Origin of the sequence: Klebsiella sp. BIGb0132 (assembly GCF_024810075.1) — a bacterium.
GTDB classification, from domain to species: domain Bacteria; phylum Pseudomonadota; class Gammaproteobacteria; order Enterobacterales; family Enterobacteriaceae; genus Klebsiella; species Klebsiella terrigena.
The window spans coordinates 52,080-73,904 of the sequence record NZ_JANUDW010000013.1; the positions used below are offsets into that span (position 1 = coordinate 52,080).

Consider the following 21,825-nt stretch of genomic DNA (forward strand, 5'->3'; position numbering starts at 1 on the left):
GTCTCTATTCAGTGTGGATAAATATTTGCACGGGATACCCATGCCTGAAAAAAGGAATATACGTAATGAAAACCGTTCATTTAATTCAGCATACGCACTGGGATCGCGAATGGTATTTTACGGAGAATGATTCTCAGGTCCTGCTCTATTATTTTATGGCCGATCTGCTGGTTCGTCTGGAAGCGGATAAAACATTAGGTCCGTTTATGCTTGATGGGCAAACGGTAGTCCTCGAAGATTACTTTCAGCTGGCGCCGGAAAATCGCGAGCGGGTGCAGGCGCTGGTGGCGGCGGGGCGGTTGCTCATTGGCCCATGGTATACCCAGACGGATTTTCTGGTGGTCGGAGCGGAGTCCATCACCCGCAATTTACTGTTGGGTATGCTGGACTGTGAAAAAATGGGGCCGCGCATGGCCGTGGGCTATGTCCCGGACTCTTTCGGTCAGAGCGCGCAGCTGCCGATGTTCCTCAACCAGTTCGCCATTGAGCATGCCGTGATCTGGCGTGGATGGAGCGAATACGATAGCGCAAACAGCGAATTTTGCTGGCGTAGCCAGGACGGCAGCAGCGTCACAACGGCGGTGCTACCTCAGGGCTATGGCTGCGCGAAATGGTTACCCACCGAGCCGCAGCAGGCCTGGCCACTGCTGTCCGCGATCCTGGAAAAGCAGTGCCTCTTTAGCCGGAGCTCGCAGCTATTGCTGCCCAACGGTAACGATCAGTCGCCTTTTGAATATGGCGTACCCGCGATGCTGGAGTCGCTGAACGCGCAACAAACGCGCTATCGGTTTATCCGCAGTGATTTCAATCGCTATTTTACCGCGCTTGCGCAGTCTGACACGCCGCTGGACACCTTCGAAGGCGAGCTGCTCAGTCCGAAATATATGCGTATCCACCGCGGGATCTTCTCCACCCGAATGGATATCAAACAGGCGAATGCCCGGCTGGAGAACTTCCTCAGCCGCCAGCTTGAACCGCTGCTTAGCGTCGCCTGGCGTTTAGGGCTACCGTATCCGCAGCAGACGGTGGAGACCATCTGGCGCGAAATGATGAAATCTCACGCCCACGATAGCATCGGCGGCTGCAACTCTGACCGGGTTAACGCGATGGTCAAAGCCCGCCTGTTATCCGGTCAGGAGAAAGCAAATCAGCTCTATGAGCTGAATATGCAGATGCTGGCGAAGGGCATTAGCGCTCAGCAACAGGGCAAGAAGATCCTGATTTTTAATGCGTTACCCTATAAGCGTGATGGCCTGGTGGCGCTAACGCTATACCTTCCCGGCGAGGATTTTCGCATCGTGGATGGCGACGGGCAGCCCTGCCGCTGGCAAATCATGCGCGAAACCTCGCAGGATATGTCGGTGATTGTCCAGGAGCTGTCGAACGGCAGCGAAGCGGTTTTTTATCGTAAATGCGAGATTTTACTGGAGGCTTGCGCTTTGCCTGCCTGCGGCTATACGACGTATTATCTGCAAGAAGGGCTGGCATGCGGTTTTGCCGCTCCGGCATCGGCAAACGGCGTGCTGGAGAACCCCTGGCTGCGCCTGACGCTTGAGCAGGGGCGCGTTGTTCTGCTGGATAAACGCAGCGGCAAACGCTGGGCGGACTTAATTCAGCTAGTGGATGGCGGCGACGCGGGCGACACCTATAACTATTCACCGCCGGAACTTGACTGGCGAATAAGCACGGAAGGTGCGCTGGTGTCCGTTAACTGGCAGCAGGGTGCGCTGGCCGATACGCTGGAGTTGAGCTGGTCTATTGCCGCGCCGCTAACGCTGGAGGATCGCCAGCGTCGTCAGCGTAATGCGCGGCTCGATGTGAGCATGCTGATTACGCTGGAGCATCAGCGGCCTGCGCTTGATGTGCAGGTCCATGTTAACAATACCCTGCGCGATCATCGCCTGCAGGTTGAAATTCCCACCGACGTCGCGCAAAGCGTACATTTCGCCGATCAGCCTTTCGGCCTGATTCGCCGTGATAATCGGCCTTCGACGCTGGATGTCTGGCAACAGGAAAAGTGGAGCGAAGCGCCGACCGCCCTCTGGCCGATGCAGAGTCTGGTCATGATGCACGATGGTCAGCAAGGAATGAGCGTGGTGACGGAGGGATTACGCGAATATGAGATCCCCGAAGAGCGCCCTTCCGTATTGGCGATCACCCTGCTGCGCAGCGTGGGATGGCTGGGTAAAGCCGGTATGCCCTGGCGTCCGGGCCGGGCTTCCGGTATGGCCCTCCCCTCGCCGGATTCGCAAATGCCAGGGGAATTTACCGCGCGATTTGCACTGATTCCGCTGCACGATGGTGAAAGCCCGGCGTTCTGGCGAGAAGTGGAGACCTGGCATACGCCCGCTATCGGCTGGCTGGATTCCGGCTGGGCGCGATTCAAAACGAATCCCTCTGGTCTGAATTTCCCGGCGATGTACAGCCTGCTGAGCTGGGAAACGTCGCTGCATTTCAGCACCCTGAAAAAGGCGCAGTGCGAAGACGCACTCATTTTGCGCGGCTGGAACTCCGGTTCGCAGCCGGTTAGCAGCCCCGCGCCTGAAACGGTGGGCGAGCTGCGCGAGGTTACGCTTGCCGAGCAGTCTGGCGTCCTCCCGCGTACGCTGGTGCCTGCTTGCGCACCTGTAACCTGGCGCATTGCGCCGAATTCCAGAGGATAACGTTGTGTTGAAAATTCCTTTTATCTGCCCGCTGGAAAACGGGCTACATGCCCGGCCCGCCAGTGAACTGGAGCAACGCGTCAGCGCATTTGCTGCCCGGATTGAGCTGTGTAACTTGCGGAACCAACGACGGGCGGACGCGCGCAGCGTGCTGGCAATGATTGGCGCGGATGTGGTCTATCAGGACCCGTGCGAGCTGGTGGTTGATGGCCTGGACGAAGATGCGGCGTACCAGATGCTAAGCCGGTTTATTCATGATGAATTTGCCGGGTGCGATACGCCCGTTGTGGCGGTTGCCGATCGCCCCGAGCAGCCTTTGCCGGTGTTTCTTGCGCAGACGACATCGCCGTTTGTGTGCGGTAGCGGCGTCAGCTCGGGTCTGGCTCAGGGCGAAGCGCTGCTGCTGGGGACGGTTGATTTACATGCATTGGCGCAGCGGCAAGAGCCTGAAGAACCCGCAGCTCAGCATGAGGCCATGCAACATGCGCTGGCTCAGGTTCGCCTGCAGTTGCGCCAGGAGCATCATGATGCGCAAGGGGACGCGGCAGCGGTATTGCTGGCACATATCAAGCTGCTTGATGACGCACTGCTGGAAAGCGCATTACTTGCGCCGCGCCAGCAGAGAAACGCGGTAGCGGCGCTGGCTCAGGCGTTGGATGAACTCTGCGCTCCGCTGCGTGAAAGCCGAAGCGCCTATTTACGCCAGCGGGTGCTGGACCTCCAGGACCTCGGGCTGCGCCTTGCGGCGCATCTGACAGCGCAACCGCTCATCACGCTTGCGCCTCTACAGCAGGATACGATTGTAATAAGCCCGACGCCGATGACGCCCGGCCAGCTTCTGGCGCTGCGGGGCCCCAGGCTGAAGGGGATTATTATGGGTGATGGCGGCGAAACATCGCATACGGTGATTCTGGCGCGTTCGTTTGGGATCCCGCTTCTCAGCGTGTCGATGGCGGATTCAGGGCAGATCCCCGGCGGTGAAGCGCTGCTGCTTGATGCTCGTCATGGCGTGGCGATCCTCTCGCCTGATGGGCAGGCGCAGCGCTGGTATCAACTGGAAACGGAAAAATATCAGCGTATTGCTAACCGCCTGCAGCCGTTTATCGGCCAGCCTGGAGTCATGCAGGATGGCGAGCGCGTAGCGCTACTGGCGAATATTGCGCTGGCGGTGGAAGCCGAGGCGGCGTTTGCTGCCGGAGCGCAGGGGATTGGGCTATTCCGCACGGAAATGCTGTTCTGCGAGCGCAGCTCACCACCTGATGAAGAAGAGCAGTATCAGGCCTATCGTCAGGTACTGGAACAGGCGCAGGGCCGCAAAGTGGTGATCCGTACACTGGATATTGGCGGTGATAAGCCCTGCGACTACCTGAATTTACCTGAGGAAGAGAACCCGTTCCTCGGCTGGCGCGGGGTGCGCCTTTATCCCGCGTTGATGGCGCTTTTTTCCACCCAGATGCGGGCGCTATTACGCGCCAGCGCCGCCGGGCCGCTGCATATTATGGCTCCGATGGTCGCGACGCTGGAGGAGGTTAAGTGGTTGCATACGCAGTTTCAGCAGACTCAGGCTGAACTGACGGCGCAGGGCGTGGCGACCGGAACCTGGTCATTGGGCATTATGGCTGAAGTCCCCTCGGTGCTTTATATACTGGATAAAGCTGCCGCCTGGATTGATTTTATCTCTATTGGCAGCAACGACCTGGCGCAGTACTTTCTGGCCTGCGATCGGGGTAATGCCAGCGTGCGCCATCTTTATAACTACTTCGATCCGGCATTTTTGCAGCTGCTGCAAGAGATGACGGCGCGGGCGCATCGCGCTGGCCTGGAGATTAGCCTGTGCGGCGAAATGGGCGGCGATCTGCAGGCGCTGCCGCTGCTGCTGGGAGCCGGGCTGCGCCATATCAGTATGTCCGCCAGCCGTATCGGTAGCGCGAAAGCGCAGCTGGCTACGCTTTCCGTCGCTGAATGCCAGCAGATGCTGCAACAGGCGGTGGCGGGCGAGAGCGCACAAGAGGTAGTGGCTCTTCTGAAGAAACAGTCGATAACCGCTTATCCGGTGTTCGATCCCCGGCTGATCTTGCTCGATCTGGCCGTTGATACTAAGGCTGAGGTGATTAAGCGCCTGACCGATAACCTTGAAATTGAGCAGCGCGTCCGCTGCGGAGCGGAAGTGGAAGCGGCAATCTGGCAGCGCGAGGCCATCTTTTCTACCGCGCTGGGCTTTGCTATTGCGCTCCCCCACTGTAAATCGCCCGCCGTTACCAGCAGCAGCGTGTCGGTTATGCGTCTCGCCTCGCCGCTGGCCTGGAATGAGGAAGTTTCCGTATCGCTGGTGATCATGCTGACGGTGAGCGAACAGGAAAAAGACGATCACATGAAGATATTCTCGCGGCTGGCAAGAAAATTAATGCATGCCGATTTTCGCCAGCAATTACTGGAGGGTAATAACCCGCAGGCGGTTGCTGAATTACTGCAACGGCAGATTGCGTTGTAAGTATTTTGGCCGTTACTGAACGCTAGTTTATTTATGTACTGATTTTTATCTGCCTCAGGGCAGCGGCATCGTGCTGCCCGTATTTATTAATGATTTCGTTTGTAACCAAAAGGAGGGTTATTTTTTAGTTGGTTTTCTTATTTTAATAAATAAATAAATAAATAAAATGGACAATTATTATGAAAAAACAATACCTCGGTGGACTATTTTTGGTCGCCAGCTTTTCCTCGCATGCAACCTATATTGATTACCGGCATGAGTGGCTGGGCGATCAGCATCGACAAGAAGATCGGATCAAAATGGGACATTCTTTAAATAACGGTATTTACTTTAGCGTCGAGGGTAAGTGGGAGAGTAAACAGGGCGGCTTTTGGGATAATCTCTCCTCAAAAGGCAACGAATTTGAACTTGGTTACAAATATAAACTACTGGACAACCTCTCCATCACTCCCTCCTTCGCGCTGGATTCAGGAGAGCGTGACACGGCGTACAAGTTTAGCGTGAAGAGCGTCTATAACTGGACCGACGCATTCTCTAGCGGAGCCAGGCTGCGCTACGCTGTTCGTGATTATGAACGAGAGTATGACCCGGATAGAGCCAGCCAGCACTACTGGCAGGCAAACTTCTATCTTGGCTACCGGATTTATGATGTCTCTTTTGATTATGACTTTGAATATAAATTCGATACCGACTACCCGGCGTTACGCGGTAAAGAAAAAGATTATGTGCATAATGTGACGGTGGCCTGGAGAGGAAACAAAACCTGGGTGCCGTATGTCGAATTAGGGTATGTTTCATATGATGATGGTTCTTATGTAAAAGATGGCAAAACTTATCGTGATGCCTGGGAGGTGCGTTATCGCGTAGGTATTACCTATAACTTCTAATTTTTCTTTGATAAAAATAAGGAGATGCAATGAGAATAATTTCCATTGCCGGAATAGCGGCATTTTTCCTCTGTAGCCATGCCGTTGCGGCTACAGAAAATTATCAATATCGTGTCGCATTTATGCCGGATATCCATTTTCATGATGTCTACGGTGAATTTCAGGACGGCGCATTTAGCGGCCTGAAAAATAGTAAGAGCGGGCAGAATGCGATGATTCGCACCATGTATGCGCAGCTGACCTCGACGCGCTTATTCAATGAAAACTACTTTGCCCTGCGCGCGGCGCTGGATGATGCCGGGAAAAAGGGGATCAAGCTGATCGCGCTTCCCGGTGATTTTAGCGACGACGGCCAGTCCGTGCATATTCGTGGATTAGTGGCCTTATTGAAGGAGTATGAGCAAAAATACGCCATGCGATTCTTTGCGACGCCGGGCAATCATGATCCTAACCGGCCCTTTGATTTACCCGATGGGGAGGAGGATTTCTTAGGGCAGGGAGGAAAAACGCAGCGTATTTTTAGTTTTGGCGCCAAAGAGTGTACGGGTTATCACGGGAAAACCGCGCTTATCCCAACAGGCGCGGAACTGCCAACCATCTGCAGCGAGGAGATGGTGAGCCGCGGGTATGAGTACATCATGGACATGATGGCCCCGTTTGGTATCGACCCGCAGCCGGAAGATATTTACTGGGAAACGCCTTACTCATCCTATGAGCAGCAGGATTACACGTTTGCCAAAGCAAAGCAGGCCAGCGATTTCCGTCAGCGGCAGTATGAGATTTGCGCCCAGGGAACCGGAGGCGCATATCGGCAGCCGGACTATGGCCCCTGTTTTACCGTTGCTGACAGCAGCTATCTTGTTGAGCCGATCCCTGGACTATGGCTGCTGGCCGTTGATGCGAATGTCTACGTGCCGCGTGAGGATGCGGATAAGGCGAATCCACAGTCCGCTAAAAACTTCGCGGGCTCAGGCGATGCTGGCTACAACAAAATGCTCACTCATAAGCAGCAGGTGGTGGCGTGGATGACGTCCGTTGCCAGGCGAGCGAAGGAGCAGAACAAGACGCTGATCACCTTTAGCCACTTCCCGATGGTGGAGTTCGATAACGGCGCTGCCAGCGATCTGGAGTCCATCTTTGGCGAAGGTAAATTTCAGCTGAAGCGGGCCCCGAAGGAGGATACCAGCCATGCGTTAGCGAAAACGGGTATTGGCGTACACGTCGGCGGACATATGCACTTTAACGATACCGGCGTGCGTAAATATCCTGACGGCAGCCTGCTCTTTAACATTCAGGCGCCTTCCATGGCGGCCTACGTTCCGGCGTATAAAATCCTCAATTTCGCTAACCGTAGCGAAATCGATGTTCAGACCGTTATCCTGGACAGCGTGCCGCGCTTTAATGAGCTTTTTGAACATTATCAGCAAGAGTGGGAGCATCTGAAAGCAACGGGCTCTGCGCATTTATGGAACAAAGCGGTGCTGGGCGCGAAGGATTACTATGACTTTACTAACTGGCACATCACCGAGCTTACCCGGCTGCGCTTTATTCCCGAAGAGTGGCCGTGTGAAATTCGGCAGATGCTTTTCAGCCTGAACGGCGCGGAAATGCTAACGCTGAGCCAGTTGAGCAGTCATACCTCCTGGCAGGATGTTCTGACCGTACCGATGAGCGGCGATCGTGCCGTGTGTGCTAAAGGAGACGAGCCTCCTGTCAGGGCTATCGGACAAATTTACCTGCAAAAAAATGCCGCAGCATGGCAGCTTGCGCAGCAAAAAGCGCAAGCCCTGGCCCGGGATGCTGGCATGACGATGGAGCGGTTTGCATCCTGGAACGGCTTTGATTTAGCGGTGGATTTTTATCGCCTGCGCAATGCCGATGAGCTGGCGCTGCGTGATATTCCCGCGCAACGCTTACGTGAATATCAGCTGTTGACCCACACGTTGGCGCAGTCCTTACCTGATGAGGCTTCAGCGGTGATGCCGGATAGCGATTTCGAGTCCATTTTCCGCCTGCGTTTTGGCAGTATTTTTAGCGTTATCGATAAATATCTGCGCGGCAACCCTTCACGAAATTTCCACCTGAATAGCGAAACCGGGGAGATCTCCGCGCGTTAAAAGCTTGCCCCTGCCGATGCGGCAGGGGCGAGAATTAGTTCGCCATTCCCAGGCCGACAATATTGGCGGCAATAATGATCACCACGCAGCCGAGGCTGAGTACGCCCACCGGACGCCGTCCGGCGTTGTTCCACTCCTTCAGCACCAGCCCCACCAGCCCACCGCACAGAACGTAGAAGCTCATATGCAGCATCCAGCTCATATAGTCGTACTGTGCCGGAATGCTGGCGTGGCCCCATGCGTAGAAGAAGAACTGCAGGTACCACATCAGGCCGCCGAGCGCGGAAAGCAGGATATTGGCGATGATGAGCGGTTTTGCCCGCGAGAAGTCCGCTTTTATCGACAGGTTTTTCACTTTTGCCAGCCGAATAAAGCAGAATCCGAGGTTCACCAGCGCGCCGCCGCCCATGATCACCACGTAGCTAGGCAGGGCGGTGTACAGCGGGTCAACCCCCAGCGCCGCGGCGGCTTCGTGCATCGGTTTGGCGGCGTTCATTGCAAACGACATCCCCGCCGAGAAAATGCCGCACATGACCGCCAGGACCAGACCTTTTTTGAGGTTGAAGTCTGCGGCCTTAATGCCCATTTTGCGCTCTTTCAACTGCCCCGCTCGGGTGACAATGGCGACGCCAATCACCGCGACCAGCACGCCGAGCAGCGTCATCTGACCGCCTTTGGTATTGATTAAAACCTCGAACTGACCGTTGAGAATCGGGGTCATGAGCGTACCGACGATCAGGGTAATGCCGATGGCGATACCGATCCCCATCGACATGCCGAGATAGCGCATGGTCAGGCCGTAGTTGATATTGCCGATACCCCACATCGCGCCGAACAGGAAGACCGGCAGCAGAGTCGAGGCGCTAAAGGAGTTGTAATAGGCCCAAAAATCAGGCAACAGCAGGGCGCTGATAGTCCAGGGCAGGATCAGCCACGAGACAATCCCGCCGATAGACCACATGGTTTCCCATGACCACTGCTTAACTTGTTTGAACGGAGCATAGAAACAGGCTGCACTGGCCGCACCTATCAAATGCCAAAAAATACCCATCGTAATCGCGTGATTCATTGATTTTATCCTCATCTATTTTTTATCGGATAAATCTTCTTCCGACCCGATGAGTGTAAAAATCGGTCAGTTTTATCGCCTTCAGGCTGTTGCCACGTGTGGGTAAACCCTGGCAACCAACGGCTTAATTACTTGTTCCAGCTCACAAAATCGCGGGTATCACACTCTGTTATAACCTTATTAAAAATACGGCATTGATAAGCGTTTTCAATATCATTTAATTAACTATAATGAACCAACTGCTTACGCGGCCTTAACACTTTCAGCCGCTCGACAATAATGGAGATGATTATGAGTTTTACACTGCCAGCCCTGCCGTACGCTTATGACGCCCTGGAACCGCACTTCGACAAGCAGACTATGGAAATCCACCATACTAAGCACCACCAGGCTTACGTTAACAACGCCAACGCTGCGCTGGAAAGCCTGCCGGAATTCGCCGATCTGTCTGTTGAAGAGCTGATTACTAAACTGGATCAGCTGCCGGCTGACAAAAAAGGTCCTCTGCGTAACAACGCGGGCGGCCACGCTAACCATAGCCTGTTCTGGAAAGGCCTGAAAACCGGTACCACCCTGCAGGGCGACCTGAAAGCGGCTATCGAGCGCGATTTCGGCTCCGTTGATAACTTCAAAGCTGAGTTTGAAAAAGCTGCAGCCACCCGTTTCGGCTCCGGCTGGGCGTGGCTGGTACTGAAAGGCGACAAGCTGGCCGTGGTTTCTACCGCGAACCAGGACTCCCCGCTGATGGGTGAAGCTATCTCCGGCGCTTCCGGTTTCCCGATCCTGGGCCTGGACGTGTGGGAACACGCTTACTACCTGAAATTCCAGAACCGCCGCCCGGACTACATCAAAGAGTTCTGGAACGTGGTTAACTGGGACGAAGCAGCAGCGCGTTTTGCCGCCAAAAAATAAGGTTGCATTGTGCTGAATGAGAAGCGAGTCTGATGACTCGCTTTTTTTATACCTGTAGCAGGGGGCAGCAGATGCACTATCCGGTGAACGTCTTTGTGGGCAAGATAAGGGATTACGAAGGAAGCCGTCCGAGCGCCATCGGGAAAATCCAGGTCGACGGTGAGTTAACCCTCGGCGATCTGGGGCTGGAAGGCGATGAGCAGGCGGAAAAGAAAATTCACGGCGGCCCGGATCGCGCGCTCTGCCAGTACCCGCGCGAGCACTATGCCGACTGGATCCGCGAATTCCCCCAGCAGGCCGACCTTTTCTGCGCGCCGGCCTTTGGCGAAAACCTTTCTGCTGAAGGAATGACCGAGAAAAACGTCTATATCGGGGATATCTTTCGCTGGGGCGAGGCGCTGATTCAGGTAACGCAGCCGCGATCGCCGTGTTTTAAGCTCAACTTTCATTTTGCCATCAGCGATATGGCCCAGCGCATGCAGAATAGCGGTAAAACCGGCTGGCTGTATCGGGTGGTGGCGGGGGGCGTGGTCTCCTGCGACGCGCCGCTGGAGCTGGTCTCCAGGGTGAGCGATATCAGCGTACATGAGGCCGGCGCGATTGCCTGGCTTATGCCGTTTGATGACGAGCAGTATCATCGCCTGCTCAGTGCCGCAGGGCTGTCGGTAAGCTGGAGCCGTACCATGCAGAAGCGGCGTTTAAGCGGCAAGATCGAAGATAATTCCCGCCGATTGTCGGGGAAATAAGGCTTCCCCGGCTTCGTGCGCAGACCGGGGTACGCCGCGTCAGGTGCGCTTATACAGCGGCAGCCAGATGGTCAGCCGCAGGCCGCCCAGCGGGCTGTCGTCGGCTTTCACCCAACCGCGATGCTGCTGAATAGCGGCTTCGACAATCGCCAGTCCCAGACCGGTACCGCCTGACTCGCGATCGCGCGCTTCGTCGGTGCGGTAGAACGGGCGGAAAATCTGCTCGCGATCCTCAGGGCTGACGCCCGGACCGTCATCATCGACGTTAACCGTGATGCCGTCTTTATCCACCGAGAAGCTCACCGAAATTCGGGTATGCGAGTAGCGCAGCGCGTTGCGTACGATATTCTCCAGCGCGCTTTCCAGCGCGTTGGGGTTGCCGTACAGCGGCCACGGACCCGGCGGATACTCCACGGTGAACGATTTTCCTACCTGCTCGGCCTCGAAGGCGGCGTTATCGAGCACCTCGCCCCACAGCTGGTTGGCTTTTACCGTCTCGCTGACCAGCGCGTTGTTGGCCTGATTGCGCGACATCACCAGCAGATCGTTGATCATGCTGTCCAGCCGATGCGCCTCCATCTCAATACGCTCCAGCTCTTTGCTCTCGCCGCTGCGGCGGCGCAGCAGGGCGGTGCCCAGCTGCAGTCGCGTAAGCGGCGTGCGCAGCTCGTGGGAGATATCGGAGAGCAGACGCTGCTGGCTGGTCATCATCCGCTCCAGGGCGGTGACCATCTGGTTAAAGCTGGTCCCGGCGGCCAAAAACTCCTGCGGGCCGGCTTCCAGTTCCGGATGCTGGCGCAGGTTCCCCTGGGCGACCTCGTCGGCGGCATTTTTCAGCTTACGCGCCGGTTTTGCCAGACTCCACGCCAGCCATAGCAGCAGCGGAGCGCTGACCAACATGGTGACGATAAGCAGCAGCAGCGGACGGTCAAACAGCAGGTTGATGAAATCGGATTGTGACGTGCTGGCGGGGCGGATCAGATAGAGCTGATAATTATCCTCACCATCCCTGACGGAAAACGGGCCGACCATTTCCAGACGACCGTAGCGTTTTTTCTGCGGATGATCGGCATTATCGGCCTGGCCGATAAAGTTGCGAATAATCTGCATTTCGTTGCGTTCTGCGCCGATAACGCGCCCTTCGCTGGTGACCAGCAGCAGGCGCTGTCCCGGCGGAGCCCATTTATCTATCGCCCGAAACAGACGACGCCACCACATCAGATCGTTGGGTGGATCGGTCGCCAGCTCGGCCTCAACGTGCTGCTCAATCATGATGCCCTGGCGTTGCTCGCTTTCCAGAAGTTCGGTCATCTGGCGCGAATCCAGCTTGGGCAGCATCAGAACCAGCATCAACACCAGCGCCAGCGTGAGCCAGAAAATAGCGAAGATGCGTGCGGTTAAACTTCCAATCATGAAGCTGAAACCATCAGATAGCCGCGCCCGCGCAGGGTTTTAAACCACGGGTGGCCGTCTTTACGCTCCGGCAGCTTACGCCGCAGGTTAGAAATATGCATATCGATGGCGCGGTCGAACGGCGTCAGGCGTTTTCCCAATACTTCCTGACTCAGATGTTCACGAGAGACCACCTGGCCAAGATGCTGCGCCAGCAGGTACAGCAGGGTGAACTCCGTTCCGGTAAGCTCCAGAGTTTGACCATCAAAGTTGGCTTCCTGACGGCCCGGGTTGAGGCTCAATGCGTCAACCTCCAGCGTCGGTGAGCCGGCTTCGGTGGTTTGCTGCTGCTCGCTCCAGTGGGAGCGGCGCAGAATCGCGCGTATGCGCGCCACCAGCTCACGATCGTTAAACGGCTTAGGTAGATAATCATCCGCGCCCAGTTCAAGGCCGAGAACGCGATCCAGCTCGCTACCGCGGGCAGTTAGCATGATAACGGGAGTCTGGTGTGTCTGACGCAACTCTTTAAGCGTATCGATACCGTTTTTCTTCGGCATCATCACATCAAGTAAAAGTAAATCGATGCTGTCGTCCAGGAGAGCCAGCGCCTGTTCCCCATCATGGGCTACGAGCACGTTAAAGCCTTCCATATCGAGCAGCTCTTTTAACAGGGAGGTGAGCTCCCGGTCATCATCAACTAACAGGATTTTGTTCATTGTTTAAATACCTCCGAGGCAGAAATTACGTCATCAAGGCTCGCTAATCCATGACTTTACGTTGTTTTACACCCCCTGACGCATGTTTGCAGCCCGAATCGTAAACTGTCTCTCGTTGAATCGCGACACAAACGTTTTGGGAGTATGTGATGCGCAATGTTATTGCTGCCGTCATGGCCTCAACGCTGGCGCTAAGTGCTAATAGCCAGGCCGCTGAAGTCGTTACCAGCGTTAACTGGCTCCCCGGAGAAGAAGGGGCGCAGCGCAGCATCCAGGGCCACATGTTTGATGGCATAAGTTTAACCGAACAGCAACGACAGCAGTTACGAGATCTTATGCAACGGGCACGCCACGATAGGTTACCCGTTAATGTTAGCGAAATGGAGACAATGCATAGCCTTGTCACCGCAGAAAAATTTGATGAAAACGCTGTGCGCGCTCAGGCCGATAAGATGGCGCAGGAACAGGTTGACCGCCAGATCGAAATGGCGAAGGTTCGCAACCAGATGTACCACCTGTTAACGCCAGAGCAGCAAGCGGTTTTAAATGCTAAGCACCAGCAGCGAATGGATCAGTTGCGTGAGGTTGTAAGGATGCAGAAAGGCTCAGCGAAGATGCTTTCAAGTAGTAGCAATACCGTGCAACCCCAGTAACAAACCCTGTTTTCCTTGCCATAGACACCATCCCTGTCTTCCCCCACATGATGTGGGGGTTTTTTTTGCCTGTCATTCAGCTAAACGACCTCCCGCTTGTCATCCGTCGTCGCAATAGATCGGGTTATACTAAGCGCACAGCGGGTGAAGGAGCGTTTATGAATCAATCTTATGGGCGGCTGGTGAGTCGTGCGGCCATTGCGGCGACGGTGATGGCTTCCGCGTTACTTTTGATTAAAATTTTTGCGTGGTGGTATACCGGTTCTGTGAGTATTCTGGCTGCGCTGGTGGACTCGCTGGTGGATATTGCCGCCTCGTTAACCAATCTCCTGGTGGTGCGCTATTCGCTGCAACCTGCCGATGAAGAGCATACCTTTGGCCACGGCAAGGCCGAGTCGCTGGCGGCGCTGGCGCAAAGTATGTTTATCTCCGGGTCGGCGCTGTTCCTGTTTTTGACAGGTATTCAGCACCTGGCCCGCCCGGAACCGATGCAGGCGGCGGGCGTCGGGATGATTGTGACCCTGATTGCGCTGCTCAGTACGCTGGTGCTGGTGACCTTCCAGCGCTGGGTGGTGAGAAAAACGCAGAGTCAGGCGGTGCGAGCAGATATGCTTCATTATCAGTCTGATGTTATGATGAACGGCGCTATTCTGGTGGCGCTGGGCCTCTCCTGGTACGGCTGGCATCGTGCCGATGCGCTATTTGCGTTGGGGATAGGCGTCTATATTCTGTATAGCGCGCTGCGCATGGCCTATGAGGCCGTCCAGTCGCTGTTAGACCGCGCGCTGCCTGATGAGGAACGTCAGGACATTATCAATATCGTGACCGCATGGCCTGGCGTCAGCGGGGCACACGATCTACGGACGCGGCAGTCAGGGCCGACTCGCTTTATTCAAATACATTTGGAAATGGAAGATAACCTGCCATTGGTTCAGGCACACGTCATTGCCGACCAGGTGGAGCAGGCGATTCTGCACCGTTTTCCGGGTTCTGATGTCATTATCCATCAGGACCCCTGTTCTGTGGTGCCGCTGGCGCGGCAGGGCGTTTTTTAAGCTTTGAGTTATAGTCTGTAAACTCGATGTAAAAATGTGGGGCAGGCCGGCATTATTTGTATAAATTACCGCCGTTTGGTCTGACCTGAATCAATTCAGCCAGAAGCGTTTGATATACTATTGCAATTATCGTCGTGCACTCCTGATAAGGGAGCGCTTCAGGCAACAGGATTATTTTTTGCTTCCTAAGTTCAGAGGTAGTCATGATTAAGAAAATCGGTGTGTTGACAAGTGGCGGTGATGCGCCGGGCATGAACGCGGCAATTCGCGGCGTTGTGCGCGCGGCATTAACGGAAGGTCTGGAAATTTTTGGAATCTATGATGGTTACCTCGGGTTGTATGAAGATCGTATGATCCAGCTCGACCGCTATAGCGTTTCCGACATGATCAACCGTGGCGGCACCTTCCTGGGTTCAGCACGTTTCCCGGAATTCCGCGAAGAGCACGTTCGCGCCGTGGCCCTTGAGAACATGAAAAAGCGCGGTCTGGATGCGCTGGTTGTTATCGGCGGTGATGGTTCGTACATGGGGGCGATGCGCCTGACCGAAATGGGCTTCCCGTGCATCGGTCTGCCGGGCACCATCGACAACGACATTAAAGGCACCGACTACACCATCGGTTTCTTCACCGCGCTGAGCACCGTTGTTGAAGCGATTGACCGTCTGCGTGATACCTCTTCCTCACACCAGCGTATTTCCGTCGTTGAAGTGATGGGCCGCTATTGTGGCGATCTGACGCTGGCGGCGGCTATTTCCGGCGGCTGTGAATTCGTCATGGTGCCTGAGGTTGATTACAGCCGCGACGATTTGGTCGCTGAAATAAAAGCGGGTATCGCCAAAGGTAAGAAACACGCGATTGTGGCCATCACAGAGCACATGTGCGACGTCCACGAGCTGGCTGACTACATTGAGAAAGAGACCGGTCGTGAAACGCGTGCAACCGTTCTGGGTCACATTCAGCGCGGCGGCTCCCCGGTTCCTTATGACCGTATCCTGGCATCCCGCATGGGCGCCTACGCGATTGACCTGCTGCTGCAGGGCTTCGGCGGCCGCTGTGTGGGTATTCAGAACGAGAAGCTGGTTCATCATGACATTATCGACGCTATCGAAAACATGAAGCGTCCGTTCAAAAATGACTGGCTGGATTGCGCGAAGAAACTGTACTAAGTTTCGGCGTAAAACAAAAAGGCCTTCTCAGAGAGAAGGCCTTTTTTATTGGGCGGGCTATTCGATATCCAGCGCATCCTCGGAGAGGATGATGCCGGTATTATCGGCGTACAGATGATCGCCGGAGAAGAAGGTCACGCCGCCGAAGTTGACGCGGACGTCGCTTTCGCCGATGCCTTCACCTGCGGCACCTACGGGAATGGCTGCCAGCGCCTGGATGCCGATATCCAGCTCTTCCAGATCGTCTACCTGACGCACCGCGCCGTAAACCACCAGTCCTTCCCACTCATTCTGCACCGCCAGACGCGCCAGGTCCGCGTCAATCAGCGCCCGTCGGACGGAACCGCCGCCATCGATCAGCAGAATATGACCACGGCCGTTCTGTTCGAGCATATCGTATAGCAACCCGTTATCCTCGAAACATTTCACCGTGATGATTTGTCCACCAAACGACGACCGCCCTCCAAAGTTGGAGAACAGCGGTTCCACTACGTTGACATCCTCCTGGTAGATGTCACAAAGCTCGGAAGTATCGTATTTCATAGGCTTAACGTTCAGTTGCTGCGAGAGTTTTTAGTATATCTCGCGAAACCCATTGTTGGCAAAATCATCAATTGTTAATTGATATTTGTCAGTTAACCCAGCAGCTTGCTGCAAATAATCCCGATGACAAACAGCAGGTTGGTTAACAGAGCCGCTTTTACCGTTCGTTCCAGCATTGGGCGCATCGCCACCGGTTCGCGCTCGCGCATGACAAACTGCACCTGCTTCACCAGCAGCGGCGTAGCGAGGATAAACAGCCAGCCCCACGGATTGTGCAGAGAAAGCAGATTAAATAGCGCCAGGCACAGCGGAGCGCCGATTAACAGGCAGGCGTGGTAGCGGCGGGCGTTGATCGGACCAAGGCGCACGGCCAGGGTGTTTTTACCGTTCTCCCGGTCGCTATCGATATCGCGCAGGTTATTGATATTGAGCACCGCCGCCGCGAGCAGGCCGCAGGCCGTTGCGGGCAGGAAGACGCTGGCGGCAATCGTGTGGGCCTGGAGGTACCAGCTTCCCGCCACGCTCAGCCAGCCAAAGAAGACCAGCACCGAAATATCGCCAAGGCCGATATAGCCATAAGGGCGGGTGCCGACGGTATAGGTGATTGCCGCGACGATGGCGAGGCTGCCCAGAACCATAAAGCCAATAAAATCGGCCATGGTTTGCCAGGCGGAAAACAGCAGAGCCAGTCCGGAAAGACAAATCAGCACCACGGTGAGGATGAGCGCACGCTTCATCTGCGCCTGGCTGATCGCTCCTTTTTGCATACCGCGCAGCGGGCCTATGCGATCGGGCTTGTCGCTGCCCTTTACCGCATCGCCGTAATCGTTCGCCAGATTAGATAAAATTTGCAGCAGACCGGCGGTAATCAGTGCCAGCAGAGCCACCCAGGGATCGAAATGACCCTGGTGCCAGGCAAGCGTGGTGCCGACAACGATGGCGGCAAAGGCCAGAGGCAGCGTTTTTGGGCGCAGGCTTTCCAGCCAGGCCTGGGTGCGGTTTATCGGTTGTTCAGTCATAGGTTCCGGCCAATAAAAATGGGGCTATACCCGTCATCCTTCGAACTGCCTCTTTGTTGGCTTCGCCCGCTCACCCCGGTCACTTACTTGAGTAAGCTCCCGGAGATTCTCAGGCTAGCCGCCTTGACGCAGCTTGAATGATTTAGGGTATCTATAGCCCCATCTATAGTGATGAAAATATATTGAACCGGATTATAGGATAAAACGACTCAGATCTTCATCTGCCACCAGAACATCGAGATGTTTACCGACATATTCAGCATCAATAGTGATGCTCTGGCCGTTCATTTCGCTGGCATCGTAGGAGATATCTTCGATCAGACGCTCCAGGACGGTATGCAGACGGCGCGCGCCGATGTTTTCGGTGGTTTCGTTGACCTGCCATGCGGCCTGAGCGATACGCTTGATGCCGTCTTGCGTAAACTCAATGCTCACGCCTTCGGTGGCCATCAGCGCCTTATACTGTACGGTAATCGAGGCGTTCGGCTCGGTCAGGATGCGCTCGAAATCTTCGGTGGTCAGCGCTTTCAGCTCGACGCGAATCGGCAGACGACCCTGCAGTTCAGGGATCAGGTCTGACGGACTGGCCACCTGGAATGCGCCGGAGGCGATAAACAGGATATGGTCAGTTTTCACCATGCCGTGCTTGGTTGAGACGGTACAGCCTTCAACCAGCGGCAGCAGATCGCGCTGGACGCCTTCACGAGATACGTCCGGGCCGGAGCTATTGCCACCGCGCTTACAGATTTTGTCGATCTCGTCGATAAATACGATACCGTGCTGCTCGACCGCGTCGATAGCGTCCTGCTTCAGCTCTTCCGGGTTAACCAGTTTGGCCGCTTCTTCTTCAATCAGCAGCTTCATCGCGTCTTTGATTTTCAGCTTGCGCGGCTTCTGCTTCTGCCCGCCCAGGTTCTGGAACATGGACTGCAGCTGGCTGGTCATCTCTTCCATGCCTGGAGGGGACATGATCTCTACGCCCATTGGCGCAGCGGCAAGGTCAATCTCGATTTCTTTATCGTCGAGCTGGCCTTCGCGCAGTTTTTTGCGAAATGCCTGACGCGCCGCGGACGGCTCCTGAGTTTGCTCAGCCTGGCCCCAGTTATTTTTCGCCGGTGGGATCAGCACGTCAAGAATACGCTCTTCCGCCAGCTCTTCCGCACGGTAGCGGTTTTTATCGATGGACTGCATGCGGACCATTTTGATCGCCGCATCGGTCAGATCGCGGATGATGGAATCCACTTCCTTACCGACATAGCCCACTTCGGTGAATTTGGTTGCTTCCACTTTGATGAACGGCGCGTTGGCCAGTTTTGCCAGGCGACGCGCGATTTCGGTTTTACCGACGCCGGTTGGGCCGATCATCAGAATGTTTTTCGGCGTAACTTCATGGCGCAGCTCTTCGCTAAGCTGCATGCGGCGCCAGCGGTTACGCAGGGCGATAGCGACAGAACGCTTAGCGGCGTCCTGACCAATAATATGTTTGTCCAGTTCGCTGACAATTTCGCGTGGGGTCATTTCAGACATGGGAGATCCTTACGCTTTAGAGGCTAATTCTTCGATGGTGTGGAAATGGTTGGTATAAATGCAGATATCGCCTGCAATATTCAACGCCTTCTCTGCGATGTCGCGAGCGCCCAAATCGGTATTTTCCAGCAGAGCGCGAGCAGCGGCCTGGGCGTAGGGACCACCGGAGCCGATAGCAATTAAATCATTTTCTGGCTGCACCACGTCACCGTTACCGGTGATGATCAGGGACGAGTTCTCATCCGCAACCGCCAGCAGCGCTTCCAGCTTGCGCAGCATGCGATCGGTACGCCAGTCCTTCGCCAGCTCAACGGCGGCTTTGACCAGATGGCCCTGGTGCATTTCCAGTTTACGTTCAAACAGTTCAAACAGCGTAAAGGCGTCTGCGGTGCCGCCGGCGAAGCCCGCAATCACTTTGTCATTGTAGAGACGGCGGACTTTTTTCACGTTGCCTTTCATTACGGTGTTGCCCAGCGTGGCCTGGCCATCACCGGCAATAACCACATGGCCGTTACGGCGAACACTAACTATTGTTGTCACGAGCAGACCCCTTGGTTACAAAAGCGGAATAGGGGCCCCGCGCTTTACGCGGGGCGGAATGCAATTATAGATGGGGGGGATTTTGAGGGTTTCAACCCCTGGCGGCGAGACGAATGCAGTTTGCATGCCCGGCCATTTTCAGGCGACCGATCATGTCGTTGGCATTTTCTTTGCCTTTCAGCGGCCCAATGACCACGCGATTCCAGCCGTTGTTGGTGGTGATGTGCGAGGCAAAGCCTTCAAAGGCCAGCTGCGCACGGACGGTTTCTGCCTGTTCAGCCCCTTTAAAGGAGCCGCACTGGATCATCCAGCTGCGATCGTCTTTCTTCTCGGCTGCGGCTTTTGGCGCCTCTTCAACTCGTGCAACCGGCGCGGCCGCCTGTGTTTTAGGTGCCGCTGCGGTATGCGCTGGCGTCTGCAGCAGATCCTGATACGGCTGCGTCGCTGCCGCCGTTTGTTTCGGCTGCTGTACCGGCTTCGGCTGCTGTACCGGCTGTTCTGCCACCCGCTGCTGTACGCGCGGCTGCTGCACCGGCGCCTGCTGCTGGGTTTGCGCCCACTGCTGCTGTACCTGCTGCTGAGCCAGACGCTGACGCTGCAGCGTCTGCTGACGCTGCGCCGGGGTCTGTTCGTTCCACGGCACCTCGGTCAGCTGAGTAGGCTGCTGGCGCATATCGGCCTGCATCTGAGCCAGCAGCTGGCGCTGCTCGTTGGTCAGCTGTTCAGGCTTCATCACTTCGCCGCCGGCCGTTGGTTCAGTTGGTGCACGTACGCCAGGCTGACGGCTTTCCAGCTCTTTAATATAGCGCCAGCGCTCTTCCGGTTTCGGCGGTAGGCCGTTACCTGCCGCCTGGCGGTTTTGCAGCGCTTCAGCTTCTTCTTTTTTGTGGTGCGTGATGAAGTACAGTCCACCGATAAAGGCCACCAGCACGGCCGCCGCGATTGCCACCATGGTAGGTGAAATAGCAGAAAGGCCGCTTTGCTTGTTCCTTGAGCTTCGGGTGTTGCTCTTTTTGCGCCGCGAAGAAGCCGGTTGGCTGCGGCGTACATAATCTCGTTGTGCCACTATCGTTTCGCTGTCTTATTCATTCGTCAGCCCGCCATGTTACTTAAGCGGCGGGCCTTTGACCAGAAGAGCAGGCCCGAAAGCCTGATGGTTATGCTCTGATTTTTCGCGTACTGCCACGAACGATCAGCTCGCAGTCAAGCAGTCGCGAGCCGCTGCTGACGCTGTGACCGTGCAGCTGGTCCAGCAATAGCAGCATCGCTTCGCGGCCGATATCAAAGCGCGGTTGCGCAACGGTCGTCAATGGCGGATCGCAAAATTCAGACAAAGAGATGTTATCGAAACCAATAATAGACAAATCGTCAGGAATTTTCAGGCCACGGCGTTTTGCCAGCGACAGAGCCCCCAGCGCCATAATATCGCTGTGGCAGAACACCGCCGTTGGCGGCACGGGCAGCGATAAAAGCTGTTCGAGGGCGTTAGAGCCGGCTTCATAGGTAAAATTACCGCGGGCAATATACTGCGGCTCGACGGTTATCCCGCTGCGGCGCAGCGCCTGGACGTAACCCTGCAGACGGTAGTGGCACAGCGGCATCTCTTCCGGACCGGCGATACAGCCTATACGCTTGTGCCCCAGCTCGTGCAGGTAGTTGACGGCGTTGAACGCGGCGGTGAGGTTGTCGATATGCACCGTGGGCAGCTCGAGCTCTGGCGCAAACTCGTTTGCCATTACCATCGGCGGCAGATTGCGCTGCTCCTCTACGCCGGCATCGAACGGCAGGCGGGAGCCGAGCAGCAGCATACCGTCGATCTGCTTGGTAATAATCAGGTCGATAAAGGTTTTTTCCTGACGGTTTTGATGGGCGCAGTCGCCGATCAGCACCAGGTAACCCTGTTCCGCCGCGGTGATTTCGATACCGCGGATGATTTCACTGAAAAAGGGATCGCAAATATCCGGCACAATCACCAGAATCGTGCGCGATTCGTTGCGTTTCATATTTCGCCCGAGCGACTGCGGCAAATAGCCGACTTCCAGCGCCGCCTGCTCCACCCGATTACGGGTAGTTTGTGAAACCTTATCGGGATTCATTAGCGCTCGGGATACGGTTGCCGTTGAAACGTTAGCCTTCAGGGCGACGTCTTTCATCGTGGCGGCAACCACCTGTTTTTTGGGCTTCACCTGTTTTCTCCTCGCTGACTGGCGCAGACACATCCCTTGTGATCTGACATCAACAACATTTTTAGCAGATAGTCGCTGCAGAGAGTTACAGAATTTTCATGAAAAACGTGATGAGCATTGAATTTTTTCGATCCGCCTCGCAA

18 protein-coding genes are annotated in these 21,825 nt (G+C 55.5%); 9 read left to right on the forward strand and 9 right to left on the reverse strand.

The annotated features are described in order from the left end of the window. Window positions 1-65: 65 nt before the first annotated feature. From M2416_RS24260 to M2416_RS24275, 4 genes are all read left to right on the forward strand, one after another. Window positions 66-2,663, forward strand: a complete 2,598-nt coding sequence (locus M2416_RS24260; protein WP_259227329.1) for a glycoside hydrolase family 38 N-terminal domain-containing protein — start codon at window positions 66-68, stop codon at window positions 2,661-2,663. Between the two features lie 4 nt (window positions 2,664-2,667). Next, window positions 2,668-5,154: a phosphoenolpyruvate--protein phosphotransferase gene (ptsP, locus tag M2416_RS24265; RefSeq protein WP_259227330.1), complete on the forward strand. Its 2,487-nt coding sequence runs from the start codon at window positions 2,668-2,670 to the stop codon at window positions 5,152-5,154. Between the two features lie 179 nt (window positions 5,155-5,333). Next, complete coding sequence (locus M2416_RS24270; protein WP_259227332.1) at window positions 5,334-6,041, forward strand: oligogalacturonate-specific porin KdgM family protein; 708 nt, start codon at window positions 5,334-5,336, stop codon at window positions 6,039-6,041. Between the two features lie 29 nt (window positions 6,042-6,070). Next, window positions 6,071-8,158 carry a metallophosphoesterase family protein gene (locus M2416_RS24275; RefSeq protein WP_259227334.1) on the forward strand — a complete coding sequence of 696 codons (2,088 nt, stop codon included), beginning with the start codon at window positions 6,071-6,073 and terminating at the stop codon, window positions 8,156-8,158. 34 nt (window positions 8,159-8,192) lie between these two features. Here M2416_RS24275 and rhaT read toward each other — a convergent pair whose 3' ends face one another. Beyond that, window positions 8,193-9,227 (reverse strand): L-rhamnose/proton symporter RhaT, encoded by a 1,035-nt coding sequence (gene rhaT, locus M2416_RS24280; protein ID WP_076947955.1) that lies wholly within the window; start codon window positions 9,225-9,227, stop codon window positions 8,193-8,195. Between the two features lie 291 nt (window positions 9,228-9,518). On the opposite strand from rhaT, the gene sodA reads away from it, so the two are divergent. After that, entirely contained in the window at window positions 9,519-10,139 is a 621-nt protein-coding gene (gene sodA, locus M2416_RS24285; protein WP_041143426.1) for a superoxide dismutase [Mn], read from the forward strand. Window positions 10,140-10,210: 71 nt separating this feature from the next. After that, window positions 10,211-10,885 carry a 6-hydroxyaminopurine reductase gene (yiiM, locus tag M2416_RS24290; protein WP_259227374.1) on the forward strand — a complete coding sequence of 225 codons (675 nt, stop codon included), beginning with the start codon at window positions 10,211-10,213 and terminating at the stop codon, window positions 10,883-10,885. A 39-nt stretch (window positions 10,886-10,924) separates the two neighbouring features. On the opposite strand, the gene cpxA is transcribed toward yiiM, so the two are convergent. Beyond that, window positions 10,925-12,298, reverse strand: coding sequence for an envelope stress sensor histidine kinase CpxA (gene cpxA / locus M2416_RS24295; protein WP_041143428.1), 1,374 nt, complete (start codon window positions 12,296-12,298; stop codon window positions 10,925-10,927). Beyond that, window positions 12,295-12,993 carry an envelope stress response regulator transcription factor CpxR gene (gene cpxR, locus M2416_RS24300; RefSeq protein ID WP_004203671.1) on the reverse strand — a complete coding sequence of 233 codons (699 nt, stop codon included), beginning with the start codon at window positions 12,991-12,993 and terminating at the stop codon, window positions 12,295-12,297. The genes cpxA and cpxR overlap by 4 nt, the downstream gene beginning before the upstream one ends. A 149-nt stretch (window positions 12,994-13,142) precedes the next feature. Here cpxR and cpxP point away from each other — a divergent pair, with 149 nt between their 5' ends. The 3 genes from cpxP (at window position 13,143) to pfkA (ending at window position 15,867) form a co-directional block, all read left to right on the forward strand. After that, a complete protein-coding gene (gene cpxP, locus M2416_RS24305) occupies window positions 13,143-13,646 on the forward strand; it encodes a cell-envelope stress modulator CpxP (RefSeq protein WP_041143429.1) in 504 nt (167 codons plus the stop codon). A gap of 158 nt (window positions 13,647-13,804) precedes the next feature. Then, a complete protein-coding gene (fieF, locus tag M2416_RS24310; protein ID WP_041143430.1) occupies window positions 13,805-14,701 on the forward strand; it encodes a CDF family cation-efflux transporter FieF in 897 nt (298 codons plus the stop codon). 203 nt (window positions 14,702-14,904) lie between these two features. Beyond that, complete coding sequence (gene pfkA, locus M2416_RS24315; RefSeq protein ID WP_041143431.1) at window positions 14,905-15,867, forward strand: 6-phosphofructokinase; 963 nt, start codon at window positions 14,905-14,907, stop codon at window positions 15,865-15,867. Between the two features lie 57 nt (window positions 15,868-15,924). Here the strand turns inward: pfkA and rraA are convergent, their stop codons facing one another. The 6 genes from rraA to cytR all read right to left on the reverse strand — a co-directional run bounded on the left by rraA (window position 15,925) and on the right by cytR (window position 21,682). Beyond that, window positions 15,925-16,410 carry a ribonuclease E activity regulator RraA gene (gene rraA / locus M2416_RS24320; protein WP_041143432.1) on the reverse strand — a complete coding sequence of 162 codons (486 nt, stop codon included), beginning with the start codon at window positions 16,408-16,410 and terminating at the stop codon, window positions 15,925-15,927. A 92-nt stretch (window positions 16,411-16,502) separates the two neighbouring features. Beyond that, window positions 16,503-17,429, reverse strand: coding sequence for a 1,4-dihydroxy-2-naphthoate polyprenyltransferase (gene menA / locus M2416_RS24325; RefSeq protein ID WP_076947957.1), 927 nt, complete (start codon window positions 17,427-17,429; stop codon window positions 16,503-16,505). Between the two features lie 192 nt (window positions 17,430-17,621). Then, complete coding sequence (gene hslU / locus M2416_RS24330) at window positions 17,622-18,956, reverse strand: HslU--HslV peptidase ATPase subunit (RefSeq protein WP_041143434.1); 1,335 nt, start codon at window positions 18,954-18,956, stop codon at window positions 17,622-17,624. Window positions 18,957-18,965: 9 nt separating this feature from the next. Continuing rightward, on the reverse strand, window positions 18,966-19,496 hold the full coding sequence (hslV, locus tag M2416_RS24335; RefSeq protein ID WP_041143435.1) for an ATP-dependent protease subunit HslV: 531 nt from the start codon (window positions 19,494-19,496) through the stop codon (window positions 18,966-18,968). Between the two features lie 91 nt (window positions 19,497-19,587). Beyond that, the gene (ftsN, locus tag M2416_RS24340; RefSeq protein ID WP_259227341.1) at window positions 19,588-20,562 is read right to left on the reverse strand and encodes a cell division protein FtsN; all 975 of its coding nucleotides are present in this window, start codon (window positions 20,560-20,562) and stop codon (window positions 19,588-19,590) included. A gap of 91 nt (window positions 20,563-20,653) precedes the next feature. Then, window positions 20,654-21,682: a DNA-binding transcriptional regulator CytR gene (cytR, locus tag M2416_RS24345; protein ID WP_041143437.1), complete on the reverse strand. Its 1,029-nt coding sequence runs from the start codon at window positions 21,680-21,682 to the stop codon at window positions 20,654-20,656. Between the last annotated feature and the right edge of the window lie 143 nt (window positions 21,683-21,825).

Bases quoted from the DNA above. Each gene is read 5' to 3' on its own strand.
- M2416_RS24260 (WP_259227329.1), top strand. From the start codon at position 66: ATGAAAACCGTTCATTTAATTCAGCATACGCACTGGGATCGCGAATGG.
- M2416_RS24270 (WP_259227332.1), top strand. From the start codon at position 5,334: ATGAAAAAACAATACCTCGGTGGACTATTTTTGGTCGCCAGCTTTTCC.
- M2416_RS24275 (WP_259227334.1), top strand. From the start codon at position 6,071: ATGAGAATAATTTCCATTGCCGGAATAGCGGCATTTTTCCTCTGTAGC.
- rhaT (WP_076947955.1), bottom strand. From the start codon at position 9,227: ATGAATCACGCGATTACGATGGGTATTTTTTGGCATTTGATAGGTGCG.
- sodA (WP_041143426.1), top strand. From the start codon at position 9,519: ATGAGTTTTACACTGCCAGCCCTGCCGTACGCTTATGACGCCCTGGAA.
- yiiM (WP_259227374.1), top strand. From the start codon at position 10,211: ATGCACTATCCGGTGAACGTCTTTGTGGGCAAGATAAGGGATTACGAA.
- cpxA (WP_041143428.1), bottom strand. From the start codon at position 12,298: ATGATTGGAAGTTTAACCGCACGCATCTTCGCTATTTTCTGGCTCACG.
- cpxR (WP_004203671.1), bottom strand. From the start codon at position 12,993: ATGAACAAAATCCTGTTAGTTGATGATGACCGGGAGCTCACCTCCCTG.
- cpxP (WP_041143429.1), top strand. From the start codon at position 13,143: ATGCGCAATGTTATTGCTGCCGTCATGGCCTCAACGCTGGCGCTAAGT.
- fieF (WP_041143430.1), top strand. From the start codon at position 13,805: ATGAATCAATCTTATGGGCGGCTGGTGAGTCGTGCGGCCATTGCGGCG.
- pfkA (WP_041143431.1), top strand. From the start codon at position 14,905: ATGATTAAGAAAATCGGTGTGTTGACAAGTGGCGGTGATGCGCCGGGC.
- rraA (WP_041143432.1), bottom strand. From the start codon at position 16,410: ATGAAATACGATACTTCCGAGCTTTGTGACATCTACCAGGAGGATGTC.
- menA (WP_076947957.1), bottom strand. From the start codon at position 17,429: ATGACTGAACAACCGATAAACCGCACCCAGGCCTGGCTGGAAAGCCTG.
- hslU (WP_041143434.1), bottom strand. From the start codon at position 18,956: ATGTCTGAAATGACCCCACGCGAAATTGTCAGCGAACTGGACAAACAT.